We start from the raw sequence: 13,985 nt of genomic DNA on the forward strand, positions 1-13,985 counted from the left end.
TAAAGCCACTTAAAACTTTTATTATGAAAAAAGTAAGCAATATAGTTCTATCATTTTTATTGGTTTTGAGTATGTCTTGTAGCGAACGTTCTTCTAACGATGATAACAGATCAACTTTTGATACTGAATTTATTGATCAAAAAGATATTGAGCGAATAGAACCACCAAATTGGTGGATTGATTTTGAAAATGACACCTTACAATTACTCGTTAAACATGATGGAATTAGTGATTTTAAACCGAGTATATCCCATAACGGTGTTTCAATATTAAAAGTCACTAAAAGTGATAATAGTGATAATTATTTGTTTATCGATCTGCTTATTTCTGAAACGGCTTCAGCCGGTACATTTAATATTAAGTTTGAAAATGAAAACAGCAAAGAGTTAGTAGATTTATATCAGCTAAAAGAACGAAAAAAACCTGCGTCAGACTATGTAGGATTTAATAGTACAGACGCTATTTATCTAATTACGCCAGATCGTTTTGCAAATGCAAATACAAATAACGATAGCCCTTTGGCTATGGAAGGGCAACCAGAATTATTAGATAGAGTTATCGATAGAAGTAATGATTATGCACGTCATGGTGGAGATATTCAGGGAATTACAGCACATGTCGATTATATTTCAGATTTAGGTTTTACAGCTATTTGGCCGCAACCATTACTTACCAATAATATGCAAAAAGGATCGTATCATGGCTATGCTGTTACTGATTTGTATCAAATAGATCCTAGATTTGGTACCCTTGAAGAGTATCAGTATTTATCTCAAAAATTAAAAGATAAAGGCATGAAACTTATTATGGATCAGGTAGCTAATCATTGTGGGTTAGAGCATTGGTGGATGAAAGATTTACCATTTAAAGATTGGGTAAACCTTCAAGAAAATTACGAAAAGAATATAGATCATTGGAGTTGGGAAACAAATATCAATTCTAATCATAGACGTACGACAAACCAAGATATTTATGCTTCAAATTATGATAGTGATGGTAATTCTAATGGCTGGTTTGTAGCTACTATGCCAGATTTGAATCAGCGTAATCCATTTATGGCAAAATACATTATTCAAAACAGTATTTGGTGGATAGAAACTGCTCAATTAGGCGGCATTCGCCAAGACACCTATCCTTACCCAGATAAGGCATTTATGAGTGATTGGGCTGGAGCAATCATGACCGAATATCCTAATTTTTCAATTGTAGGAGAGGAGTGGAGTTATAATCCTCTGCTAATAGGATATTGGCAAGAAGGTGCAAATAATAAAGATGGCTACGACTCAAATTTAAAATCGCCTATGGATTTTGCCATGCAAGTTAAAGTTGTAGAAGGGCTAAAAGAAACTGAGTCGTGGGATAAAGGTTTAGTTAAAATATATGAAGGCTTGGCTAACGACTTTCATTATGCAAGCCCGAAAGACATTATGATATTTCCAGACAATCATGATATGAGCCGTATTTTCACTCAACTTGAGGGTGATGTAGTAAACACAAAGATGGCTTTGGCGACCTACGCTACAATGCCAAGAATTTTACAAATATATTATGGTACTGAAATTCTAATGAATGACTTCGAAAAGCCAGGAGATCATGGCTTAATTCGTACCGATTATCCAGGTGGTTGGAATGGTGACAAAACAAATGCCTTTACAGGCGAAGGTTTAACAACAGCACAAAAAGAGATGCAATCTTTTGTAAAAAAACTTTTGAACTACAGAAAAGGAAGTAAAGCTATTCACGAAGGAAAAACGATTCACTTTGCTCCATTTCAAGGTGTATATGTTCTCACAAGAACTTATGAAGACGAAACAGTTGTACTTGTCTTAAATAAAAATGAAGAACCAATGACTCTAGATTTAAAACGTTACGCAGAAATTGGTCTCGATGGAAAAACCTTAAAAAACGTTATTTCAGGTGAAACCGTTATTTGGTCTGAAGCTTTAGAGCTAAAGGAAAAAGGAAGCTATTTATATACCACTAAGCTTTAATCATGAAAAGACTGATAGTTATTTTATGTTTTTGTATTGTTTTGGTTTCATGTGCAAATGAAGAAAAACAAACTCAGTTTGATTCAGAGACTATAATTGCTAATAGCACAACTTACGATTTAGAACCTGTTAATGATGCCAGTATATATGCCGGAAAATTAATAAGAATTGATAGTTTTCCATCAAAATATATCACACCAAGACCTGTCGATATTTGGCTGCCAAAAGGTTATACTAGAACTAAAAATTATAGTGTGTTGTATATGCACGATGGGCAAATGCTATTTGATTCAACAACCACTTGGAATAAGCAGGAGTGGAAAGTAGATGAATGGGGAAGCCAATTGATTGCTGAAGGCAAGACCAATGATTTTATAGTAGTTGCTATTCATAATATTCCAAATATTCGTTGGCAAGACTTGTTTCCTCAAAAGGCACTTAATTTTATTGACGAAAATGTAAAAGATTCACTTGTAGATATTGCTGGTAAAACAGATATAAAATTCAATGGTGATAATTACCTGAAATTTATTGTTGAAGAACTAAAACCTTTAATAGATAGACAATATACAGTATATCCTAATAAAGAAAACACATTCGTTATGGGATCAAGCATGGGTGGATTAACTTCAATGTATGCCATATCTGAATATCCTGAAATTTTTGGCGGAGCTGGCTGTTTGTCAACACATTGGATTGGCGCAATGCCAATGCCATATAATCCATATCCTGATGCTATTTTTAAGTATATGGAAGCCAATTTGCCCAAAGCAGACACGCATAAATTATATTTTGATTACGGAAATAAAACCTTAGATAAGCATTACCCAAAATATGCATCTAGGGTAGATGAGATTTTAAAAGGAAAAGGTTACACCAATATAGATTCAAAGAACTTGTTTTTTGAAGGTGCCGATCACTCTGAAAACTCATGGAATCAAAGATTAGATATACCATTGATCTTTTTATTAGATAAAAACAAATGAAGCACTTTATATACTTGGTCCTAGCATTACTGTCATTTCAATTTGTTTGTGCTCAAAATACAAGTCGTAAATACCTATCTCATATCGAAGAAAATGGAACAGTTCAAGTTAGGGTTAATGATGGAACATATGTATTCCAGTTTTATTCTGAAGACATGATTCAAGCAACGTTCATCCCTAAAGACCAAACCGAAAGCAAAGCTTCACATGCTGTTGTTCTTGAACCAAAAAGAGTTGATACCAATTATTCCTATGAAGGTAATGTTATTACATATAGCTCTAAGGGGATCTCTGTAGCTATTACGACAGAACCTTTCAAAATATCTTATCAATACGATGGCGAAGAATTAATTTCAGAAAGACGAGGTTATTTCAAAAGCAAACACGAGCCTATGGAGATGGTAAGCGGCAACATTGTCGTTGACAATACCGAAAAAATAGAATTCAATCTTACCGAAGACGAAATATTATATGGTGGAGGAGCAAGAGCACTAGGAATGAATAGACGTGGACATCGATTACCATTATTTAACAGAGCGCACTATGGTTATGAAACCGAATCAAAACTTATGAACTACACAATGCCAATTGTGATCTCTTCAAAGCAATACATGATTCATTTTGATAATGCACCAATTGGCTACCTAGATTTTGATAGTAAAAAAGAGAACACTCTTACTTACGAAACTATTTCTGGTCGTAAAACCTACCAAGTGATTGCTGGAGAATCTTGGTATGATGTTGTTGAAAATTATACCAAATTAACTGGAAAACAACCAATGCTGCCACGCTGGGCTTTGGGGAATTTCTCTAGTCGATTTGGTTACCATTCCCAAAGTGAAACCATTGAAACCATTGATAAATTCAAAGCAGATGAGATTCCAGTTGATGCTGTTATTTTAGACTTATATTGGTTTGGGAAAGACATTAAAGGTACTATGGGGAATTTAGAATTTTTAAAAGACTCGTTCCCTAATCCTCAACAAATGATCAAGACTTTAAAGTCTAAAAATGTTGAAACAATCTTAATTACCGAACCATTTGTTTTGACAACTTCAAACCGTTGGGATGAAGCTGTTCGAGAAGATATTCTTGCGAAAGATTCAATTGGAAATCCTGCGACTTACGATTTTTACTTTGGAAATACAGGTATTATTGATATTTATAGTAATTCAGGGAAAACTTGGTTTAAAAATATATATAAAGAGTTATCTAAACTAGGAGTTAATGGGTTTTGGGGAGACCTTGGCGAACCTGAAGTGCATCCTAACTGGGTACAGCATGCTAAAGGTTCTGCAGATGAAGTTCATAATATTTACGGTCACGACTGGGCTAAATTAGTTTATGAGTCTAGCCTTGAAGCCAATCCTAATAAACGACCATTTATTTTGATGCGAGCAGGTTATTCTGGATCACAACGTTATGGTATGGTTCCATGGTCTGGTGATGTTAATAGAACTTGGGGAGGACTACAATCACAACCAGAGATTGCATTACAAATGGGAATGCAAGGTTTAGGCTACATGCATAGTGATCTTGGCGGTTTTGCAGGTGCAAATCTAAATGATGAACTTTATACACGATGGTTACAATATGGCGTGTTTCAGCCTATCTACCGTCCGCATGCCCAAGAGGAAGTTGCTAGCGAACCTGTATTTAGAAGTGATAAAGCTAAAGCATTAGCTAAGGAAGCTATAGAATTACGTTATCGCATGTTACCTTATAATTATCATCTCATGGCTTTGAATCATTTAGAAGGAAAGCCATTAATGAGGCCTCTGTTTTTTGAAGATGATAGTAAAATTCTTAAAGATGATGCTACAGCATATTTTTGGGGACATGACTTTTTAGTATCACCAATAACGATTTCACAGTTAAAGCATAAAACAGTTTATTTTCCTAAATCATCAGATTGGTTCGATTTTTATTCAGATAAAAAACATAAAGGGGGAAGTGTTATTGTATATGATCTTAAAGAAAATAGTATCCCAACATTTGTTCGTGCAGGAGCATTTATTCCATTAGCAAAGCCTGTGCAATCTACAGCTGACTATGATGGTAGTAAATTAGAGATTCACTACTATTTTGATAAGAGTATTACTGAAAGCGAACGCGAATTTTATAATGATGATGGAACAACATTTAATGCATTAGAAAAAGAGCAATACGAAATTTTAGAGTTTGAAGCCGAAATGAAAGGACGCTGGCTAGAAATAGAATTTGAAGCTGATACTGGAGCAAACTATCAAACAAATATAAAAACAATTGAACTTGTAGTTCATAATATTCAAAACACACCAAAACGTATTAAAGTTGATGGTAAGAGGCTTAATAGCCATACAGACAATACGTCAGATTTTATAAGTATCAAAGACAAAACTTCCTTGAATTGGAATTTTGAAAAAAAAATGTTGACGATTCCTATATTATGGAATACTTCAAAGGATAAAAAAATTAGAGTAAAACTTAAAAAATAATCCAAAATGAAACACTTCAAAATCATAATATCAACTGTTATAGCCATGAGTTTCTTTGGATGCAAAAACGAACAAGTAACTGTGCAGAAATCACCTAAACCAAAGCTAGAAAAGAAAAAAAAACAAGTAGTTTATCAGGTATTTACGAGATTGTTCGGAAATACAAATACAACTAATAAACCTTGGGGAACTCTTGATGAGAATGGCGTTGGAAAATTTAATGATTTTACTGATGAGGCTTTGTCACAGATCAAGGATTTAGGAGTAACATATATCTGGTATACAGGTGTGCCACACCATGATGTTATAACAGATTATACGCAATATGGGATTACAAATGATGATCCAGATGTGGTTAAAGGAAGGGCTGGTTCACCTTACGCAGTTAAAGATTATTATAATGTTAATCCAGATTTAGCTGAAAACGTAGAGCGTAGACTTGAAGAGTTTGAGGCGCTTATTGAACGATCTCACAGGGCTGGCTTAAAAGTAATTATTGATATTGTTCCTAATCACGTAGCTCGAAACTATCAAAGCTTATCCAATCCTAAAGGAGCTACAGATTTTGGTGCAGAGGATGATACAACCATCAGCTATGATGTTAATAACAATTTCTATTATAACCCTGAAGAAGCATTCATAGTGCCAGAATGGAAAAATGGATATAAACCTTTAGGAGGTGAAAATCATCCAATGGCAGATGGTAAGTTTGATGAGAATCCTGCTAAATGGACAGGTAATGGTTCAAGAGCTTCACAACCAGACATGAACGATTGGTACGAAACGGTTAAAGTAAACTACGGTATTTCTCCAGACGGAGAAAAAGACTTTGAGGCATTACCAGCTGGTTTTGATAACGAAGATTACAAAGCACATTTCAAATTTTGGGAAGACAAGATCGTACCAAGTTCATGGAAAAAATTTAAAGAGATTACTCTGTATTGGACCGCCAAAGGTGTTGATGGCTTTCGTTATGATATGGCAGAAATGGTGCCAGTTGAATTTTGGAGTTATATGAATTCTGCTATTAAAATGGAAAACCCAGATGCCTTTTTATTAGCTGAGGTATACAACCCAAGTATCTATAGAGATTACATTAAGAAAGGTAAAATGGACTACCTCTATGACAAAGTACAACTTTACGATACCCTTAAGCATGTCATGCAAGGTCAAGGTAAAACAGATCATATACCACCAATACAGGATGATCTTAAAGACATAGAACATCATATGTTGCATTTTCTTGAAAATCATGATGAACAACGCATCGCTAGTCCAGATTTTGCTAACAATGCCTTAAAAGGAAAACCAGCAATGGTGATATCTGCTACAATTAGTACATCACCTACAATGATTTATTTTGGTCAAGAGTTTGGAGAACCCGGTAATGAAGATTTAGGTTTTGGTGATCCTACTCGTACCTCTATTTTTGATTATGGAAGTGTGCCAAGCGTAGTGCGTTGGGTCAATAATAAAAATTTCGATGGAGGACAATCTACAGAAGATGAAAAACAATTAAGAGATTTCTACAAACGGCTACTAAATTTTACCATCAATAGTTCTGCTTTAACCGCTAACTATGAAGACATACACTTATATAATCGGCAAAACACACAATGGTATAATGATAAAGTATTGTCATTCGTACGTTGGAGTAGTGATGAGAAACTTATCATTGTTTCTAATTTCAGTGCTGAGAACGCTTATGGATTTGAGCTACAATTACCAAAAGAATTAGTATCTAAACTTGAGCTTGAAGATGGAACTTATAAGCTTGAAGATCAATTGTTTGAAACTCATACTGCAGCTTTAACAATTAAAAATGGAATAGCAAAAACACGAATTGACATAAAACCATTAGAGTCATTTATTTTAAAGATTGAATAAATATGAACAGAATCATAGTAATAATCATAGCTGTACTGACTATGGCTTGTAAAGAAAATAAATCAAATTTTAATACTTTTGAAAAGCCAGATAATAAAGAGGTTACGACACCATTTGTATGGGAAGGCGCCAATCTGTATTTTTTATTGACAGATCGTTTTAAAAATGGTGATACATCTAACGATATAAATTTCGATCGTAATCAAGAAACAGGAAAACTTAGAGGTTTTGAAGGTGGTGACTTGAAAGGGATCACTCAAAAAATTGAAGAAGGATATTTTACAGATTTGGGGATCAATGCCATTTGGATGACTCCTATTGTAGAACAAATCCATGGCGGCACAAACGAGGGAACAGGGATTACTTATGGTTTTCATGGGTATTGGACGAAAGACTGGACAGCTCTAGACCCGAACTATGGTACAAAAGAAGATTTAAGAGCGCTTATTAAATCTGCTCACAAAAAAGGCATTCGCGTCGTTTTAGATGCAGTCATAAACCATACAGGTCCTGTGACCAATAAAGATAGTGTTTGGCCAGAAGAATGGGTAAGAACTAGTCCTAAATGTAAGTTTGATAATTACGAAAATACAGTTGCCTGCACTCTAGTTGAAAATCTGCCAGATGTAAAGACAGAAAGTGATGAAGTTGTTGAATTACCACCTCAATTGGTTGAAAAATGGAAAGCTGAAGGACGTTATGAAGAAGAAGTAGGCGAGTTAGATGCATTTTTTGAAAAAACGGGACACCCAAGATCACCTCGCTTCTACATTATGAAATGGCTTACAGATTATATTACTGAGTTTGGTATTGACGGTTATAGAGTAGATACAGTAAAGCATACAGAATCATACGTTTGGCAAGAATTCAAAACATTGTGTGACACAAGCTTTTCAGAATGGAAAAATAACAACCCAGAAAAAGTACTTGATGATAACGATTTTTATTTAGTAGGCGAAGTTTATAATTACAACATTAGTGCAGGTAAAGCTTTTGATTATGGAGATAAAGTTGTCAATTATTTCGATAGTGCATTTCATAGTCTTATTAATTTTGAGTTTAAGTATAATGCTGCTCAACAAACTTATGAAGCCTTTTTTAAGCGTTATAATGACTTGCTGAATGACAATCTCAAGGATTATGGAACACTCAATTATTTAAGTTCTCATGATGATGGCAAACCCTATGATCCAAAAAGAGAAAAACCCTTTGAAACTGCAACCAAATTGTTATTGGCACCAGGAACGTCTCAAATTTATTATGGCGATGAGTCTGCTCGTGTTTTAGTTGTAGAAGATGCTACAGGAGATGCTAATTTACGTTCTAATATGAATTGGGACGCCATTGAAAATGATGCACAAACGCAAGCGATCTTAACTCATTGGCAGAAATTAGGTAAATTTAGAGAAAGACACCCTGCGGTTGGTGCGGGTTATCACCAAATGATAACAGAAACTCCTTATCTCTTCTACAGAAGTTTTTCTACAGAACATTTTAAAGATCTTGTAGTTATTGGGTTATCACTCGATAAAGGAGTTAAAACGTTAGACGTATCTAATCTATACGAAAATGGTATAGTTTTACATGATGCATATTCTAATCAAGATATAACAGTTAGTGACGGAAAGGCTATTGTTAATTCAGAGTTTGACATCGTACTTCTAGAACAAAAATAACTCATAAAACCAAAAAGAATATTTGCAAAAGCTTCGTAATTATAATTATCACATTAATCGAGTTCTAAAAGATTAACGCCAATATTGTTAAAAATACTTTTTTGTGTAACATTTCTTTTGTTAGAAAGTCTCATTAATAACGACTAAACTATTAATTTGTAACTTTGTATGCATCGAAAAGTTATTATGAGCGATATTAATGAAAATATCGAATCTCCCTTTGAACTTAAGGTGAGTTTCGAAACTATTCTTAAGCACTATGAATCATTAGCAAAAAGCGAAGATGAATTTATAGCTGCAAAAGCACGTCGTGTATTGAAATCAGCAGAAGGGTTTCCAGAATTAAGAGATGGTATAACCAATCCTGCACATTTGGTCAAAAGAGAAAAAGAAATCCGCATCATACTTCAAGATTCATTTAGTCCTATTTTGACTAAAAATGAAATAAAAACAGCTTCTGTACCATTTCATAATCTTATTTTTAATTCATCAGAACGGTTCAAATCTATTATTGATGCTGCTGGCAAAGATTTTGAACTAGAGATAAAGAATATGCCAAAAGATGATACCTATATCATTGCATGTACGATCATTTTAAATCTTTGTTATGGTTATGAAATAAACTTCAAGAGGCCTTTTTATTATGAAATCCCTGATGCTAAAGGGATCATGCGTTATTATAAAATCTTATATAATGCTGATTTTACAGATATCAAGGCTAATGAAAATGCGCCAAAAATAACTGAAGAAGATTATAAAAATTTACTCGATAATTTTGAAAATATAGAACTTTGGAAAGAAAAGTTTCCGCCTAACAGTTATACTTTCAAAGGCTTTGTGATTTCAAATATTTTTGACATTACTGACGACCAATCCATATCAAACATCAAGTCAAGTTTAATCGGTGATGATAAACGTAAAGACGAAACCTTTATGGAAGATTTCCATGAAATATTTCGTTCACTTTTAGGGCTTAAAGATATAAATGTAGGGTTTTCAATATACAATGAAGAAGAAGACGTGTTTGAGCGTGTATATGGTACAGGAGTCCATAGTTTTCTATTAAAAGATGCTGAAACCAAGCAATGTTCTGACGCACTTTGTAGCTGGTCATACAATAGACTTTTGAAGGAGAAAAAATATTTTTCTGTTTCTGATGTAGATAGAATTTATAAAATATCTGAAGGTAAAGCGCCTCATGTTTCAGTTTTACATGAACAAGGTATAAAAAGTGCTATTTTCGCTCCAATAGCTAATGAGGAAGGCCTGATGGGTATATTAGAAATTATCTCTCATAAGCCCCAAGTTTTAAACAGCATTAATGCTAATAAGTTGGTAGATGTGATGCCATTTATAGTAACAGCTGTTGAGCGTTCTAAATCTGAAGAGCAAAATTTAATAGAAGCAATTATACAACAAGAATGTACGTCGATACATCCTAGTGTGTATTGGAAATTTGTTGATGCCGCTAGAAAGTTCCTAAAAGACAAGCATAAGTTTGGCAATGAAGCTACATTTGAAAAGATCATTTTTGATAATATTTACCCACTATTTGGTCAAATTGATGTTAAAGGATCGTCTGATGCTAGAAATTCGGCAACTCAAAAAGACTTATCACTTCAATTAAGTTTAGTTTCAAAAATAATAGATGATATTTTAAAAACAGATAGCTTACCAATATATGAGCAGATTCAGTTTCAAGTTAAGGCATATAAAAAAGACCTTAAAGCTAATTTTAAAGTAGATAGTGAGCAAACCATCACTGCATTTTTAAAAGAGGAAATTGAACCTATATTAAAGTTTCAATACAATAAAAATGTTCACTTAAGAGATAGTATTGATGATTATTTCAGCAAAATAGATGATGATTTAAACCTCATATATTTTTACAGAAAAAATTATGATGATACCATAGCACTTATTAATAAAAATATGGCAACGCTATTAGATCAAAAGCAAGTAGAAGCTCAAAAAATGTATCCACACTATTTTGAGCGTTACAAGACTGATGGTGTAGAGCATAATATGTATATAGGTGAAGCTATTACCAAAGAAAAAAGCTTTAACGAAGTATATTTGTACAACCTTAGGCTTTGGCAATTACAAGTCATGTGTGAGATGGAAAATGAATACTATCAAAATCAGCATGAATATCCTATAGCGCTCGATGTAGCTTCAATGATCCTTGTCTTTAACCAGTCGTTATCAATCCGTTTTAGAATGGATGAAAAACAATTTGATGTTGATGGCACCTACAATGCTAGATATGAAGTAGTTAAAAAACGTGTTGACAAAGCGTTGATCAAGGGTACAAACGAACGCATCACTCAAAAAGGAAAAATCACAATCGTGTATTCTCAAAAAGAAGATGAGAATGAGTATTTACAATATGTAAGATTTCTCCAATCTAAGAAGGTGTTAGATAAAAATGTAGAAATTCTAGAATTAGAAAATTTACAAGGTGTAACGGGTTTGAAAGCTATACGAGTAAATATTTTATATCATAAAAAAGAAGACAAATCATTTTATACCTACGATGATTTAATGAAAGAAATTAAAGCTTAACGGCAAAGCTGTCTTCCGTTTTTTCTAGATCGATCAAATACGTTTGAGTATCCAATACCTCTTCTAAATTAACCGCAGGATTGTTCTTGACAGCTATTGCAAATGCAATTAAAGAACAGATAATGCCTACCATGAAGACAGTATATGTAACCCTTAATAACCTATATTTTCGTTCTAGTACTTTCCCTAAAAAGTACAAGTCTTTGGTTAACGCTTTATAAATATAATCTTTATCTTTAATCATCTCGGCTATAGCCCATTCATATTCTTGTAAATCCATTTTATGAAAGTTTCCGAAAAAAATGAGATTAACTTTTTGATTCTTTACATCCTCTTTTGTAAACTGACCACTTGTTACATTTGGTCGTGTAGCTATAATTGACATAACCATTGAAATAACACTAAACAATGTAAAAACTACTGTTGGCCATGTTAAATAAGGATTAGTGTCAAGCTTAGAAATTAAATTAGCAAGAACAACCGAAATTATAATAGCATTAACTGATAGCAATATGTTGGCTTTTGTGTCTGCTATATCACTCAATTTAATATGATTCTTTAAAGCTGTTCTATAAAATGACTGAATGGCACGTTCTGGACTTTCATTTTTATATTGCGCCTTGTATTTTGCTTTTAATTCTTCTGTTTTAAGCTTAGTTTTTTGCTTCTTCTTGGCTTTCATGAGCTTGGCGAGATTCTTATCTTTTCTAGGTTGCCAGTTTTTCAAAGCATAATCCGTATAAAATTGATGCTTTTTTGCCAACACTCTAATGTTCTCATTACGCCATTCTGATGGAGAAAACTGACGTACATTTCTTATCTCAAGTTCTTTTCTTAAAAACTCGCTGGCCTCTTCAAAATATTTTTTACCAAAATGAGATGCATCTGCATCTCTGATCATCTTCTCTAGATCTGTTGTTGGAGAATCTTTGAACTTAGTTGCCATAATACATTTGTTTACAGCTTCAATTTTAGCCTCATCAACGTCTTGTTTAGTTAAAAACTCCTTGGCTATTTTGCAGCTTTTCTCTTCGTGATCTTCAGCACCATCAATATAACCAGTATCATGAAATATAGCAGCAAGTTCTAGTATTTCAGCATTTTCTTTTGAAATATCTGTATTTTCAATAATTTCTCTGGTACTCTTAAGCACACGTTCTGTATGCTTGTAATTGTGATAGAGAAAAGTTTGATCTAATTCATTTTTTAATAGATCGAATACAAATTTTTCAGCATTTTCAATTAATTTAGACATAATCAATTAGTCGATTTTATTGATACAAATTACTAAAAATTAAATATATTATAGGCGCTTTATCTATAAAGATTTTGTTTGTAATGATACTAGATCAATTACGACATAATTACGAAGCATCAATATAAACGAAAGGAACAATCATATGCTTACTTGGAAAGATATTATCAGTTTTTCAGTAAATGGAAATCCAACACCAGATCAGCGTGTTGAAAAAACAGAAGACCAATGGAGAGCGCAATTAACACCTGAACAATATAGAATTACAAGGCAAAAAGGAACCGAACGAGCTCATACTGGAGCGTTATGCAGTATCTATGATGAAGGACAATACAATTGTATATGCTGTAGCTCGCCATTATTTGATTCAACGATTAAATTTAGTTCGGGTACAGGTTGGCCTAGCTTTACGCAGCCTATCAAAGAAAATGCAATTAAATATGAAAGGGATACCTCGTATGGGATGGTAAGAGTTGAGGTTATGTGTAATACTTGTGATGCGCATTTAGGACATATTTTTCCAGACGGACCAGAACCTAGCGGACTGAGATATTGTATCAATTCAGAATCTATGCAACTACAAAAGGAGGTAACTAATGACGACTAATAGTATGCAAACAGCTACATTAGGAGGTGGTTGTTTTTGGTGTACAGAAGCTGTATTTCAAGAGGTAAGAGGTGTAGAACATGTGGTTTCAGGGTATTCAGGTGGAACTGTACCTGGACGACCAACATATAGAGAGATTTGCTCTGGTTTAACAGGCCATGCTGAGGTTATTCAAATCCTATTTGATGCTGATGTTATCACTTTTGAAGAAATTTTGGTAATTTTCATGACCACTCATGACCCAACAACTCTCAATCGACAAGGTGCTGATCGAGGAACTCAATACCGTTCGGTCATTTTTTATCATAATAATGAACAAAAGGCCGTTGCTGAAACTGTGGTCAAAAAAGTTTCTCTTTATTACAAGAACCCAATAGTTACTGAGATATCACCACTTGATGTATTTTATGAAGCAGAAAAAGAACATCAAGATTATTATAGAAATCATCAAACTCAAGGGTATTGTAGTTTTGTAATTGAACCAAAACTTGCAAAACTGAGAAAACTTTATGCCGATAAATTAAAAACAAATTAGAAGATC

9 protein-coding genes are annotated in these 13,985 nt (G+C 33.6%); 8 read left to right on the forward strand and 1 reads right to left on the reverse strand.

What is annotated here, in order from left to right; all coding sequences use genetic code 11:
• Positions 1-23: 23 nt before the first annotated feature.
• From Q0876_RS07530 to Q0876_RS07555, 6 genes are all read left to right on the forward strand, one after another.
• On the forward strand, positions 24-1,991 hold the full coding sequence (locus Q0876_RS07530; RefSeq protein ID WP_299225730.1) for a glycoside hydrolase family 13 protein: 1,968 nt from the start codon (positions 24-26) through the stop codon (positions 1,989-1,991).
• Between the two features lie 2 nt (positions 1,992-1,993).
• On the forward strand, positions 1,994-2,977 hold the full coding sequence (locus Q0876_RS07535; RefSeq protein ID WP_299225733.1) for an alpha/beta hydrolase-fold protein: 984 nt from the start codon (positions 1,994-1,996) through the stop codon (positions 2,975-2,977).
• Positions 2,974-5,454, forward strand: a complete 2,481-nt coding sequence (locus Q0876_RS07540; RefSeq protein ID WP_299225735.1) for a TIM-barrel domain-containing protein — start codon at positions 2,974-2,976, stop codon at positions 5,452-5,454. Before Q0876_RS07535 ends, Q0876_RS07540 begins: the two co-directional genes overlap by 4 nt.
• A 6-nt stretch (positions 5,455-5,460) precedes the next feature.
• Positions 5,461-7,341: an alpha-amylase family glycosyl hydrolase gene (locus Q0876_RS07545; protein WP_299225738.1), complete on the forward strand. Its 1,881-nt coding sequence runs from the start codon at positions 5,461-5,463 to the stop codon at positions 7,339-7,341.
• Positions 7,342-7,343: 2 nt separating this feature from the next.
• Positions 7,344-9,017, forward strand: coding sequence for an alpha-amylase family glycosyl hydrolase (locus tag Q0876_RS07550; protein ID WP_299225741.1), 1,674 nt, complete (start codon positions 7,344-7,346; stop codon positions 9,015-9,017).
• Between the two features lie 186 nt (positions 9,018-9,203).
• The gene (locus Q0876_RS07555; RefSeq protein ID WP_299225744.1) at positions 9,204-11,582 is read left to right on the forward strand and encodes a GAF domain-containing protein; all 2,379 of its coding nucleotides are present in this window, start codon (positions 9,204-9,206) and stop codon (positions 11,580-11,582) included.
• On the opposite strand, the gene Q0876_RS07560 is transcribed toward Q0876_RS07555, so the two are convergent.
• Entirely contained in the window at positions 11,572-12,837 is a 1,266-nt protein-coding gene (locus tag Q0876_RS07560; protein WP_299225747.1) for a Pycsar system effector family protein, read from the reverse strand. The genes Q0876_RS07555 and Q0876_RS07560 overlap by 11 nt on opposite strands.
• A 145-nt stretch (positions 12,838-12,982) precedes the next feature.
• Between Q0876_RS07560 and msrB the strand changes: the two genes are divergently transcribed.
• Positions 12,983-13,444 (forward strand): peptide-methionine (R)-S-oxide reductase MsrB, encoded by a 462-nt coding sequence (gene msrB / locus Q0876_RS07565; RefSeq protein ID WP_299225750.1) that lies wholly within the window; start codon positions 12,983-12,985, stop codon positions 13,442-13,444.
• On the forward strand, positions 13,434-13,979 hold the full coding sequence (msrA, locus tag Q0876_RS07570) for a peptide-methionine (S)-S-oxide reductase MsrA (RefSeq protein ID WP_299225753.1): 546 nt from the start codon (positions 13,434-13,436) through the stop codon (positions 13,977-13,979). The genes msrB and msrA overlap by 11 nt, the downstream gene beginning before the upstream one ends.
• Positions 13,980-13,985: the final 6 nt, after the last annotated feature.

Origin of the sequence: uncultured Psychroserpens sp. (genome assembly GCF_947503375.1) — a bacterium.
Lineage (GTDB): Bacteria > Bacteroidota > Bacteroidia > Flavobacteriales > Flavobacteriaceae > Psychroserpens.

Bases quoted from the DNA above. Each gene is read 5' to 3' on its own strand.
- Q0876_RS07530 (WP_299225730.1), top strand. From the start codon at position 24: ATGAAAAAAGTAAGCAATATAGTTCTATCATTTTTATTGGTTTTGAGT.
- Q0876_RS07535 (WP_299225733.1), top strand. From the start codon at position 1,994: ATGAAAAGACTGATAGTTATTTTATGTTTTTGTATTGTTTTGGTTTCA.
- Q0876_RS07540 (WP_299225735.1), top strand. From the start codon at position 2,974: ATGAAGCACTTTATATACTTGGTCCTAGCATTACTGTCATTTCAATTT.
- Q0876_RS07545 (WP_299225738.1), top strand. From the start codon at position 5,461: ATGAAACACTTCAAAATCATAATATCAACTGTTATAGCCATGAGTTTC.
- Q0876_RS07550 (WP_299225741.1), top strand. From the start codon at position 7,344: ATGAACAGAATCATAGTAATAATCATAGCTGTACTGACTATGGCTTGT.
- Q0876_RS07555 (WP_299225744.1), top strand. From the start codon at position 9,204: ATGAGCGATATTAATGAAAATATCGAATCTCCCTTTGAACTTAAGGTG.
- Q0876_RS07560 (WP_299225747.1), bottom strand. From the start codon at position 12,837: ATGTCTAAATTAATTGAAAATGCTGAAAAATTTGTATTCGATCTATTA.
- msrB (WP_299225750.1), top strand. From the start codon at position 12,983: ATGCTTACTTGGAAAGATATTATCAGTTTTTCAGTAAATGGAAATCCA.
- msrA (WP_299225753.1), top strand. From the start codon at position 13,434: ATGACGACTAATAGTATGCAAACAGCTACATTAGGAGGTGGTTGTTTT.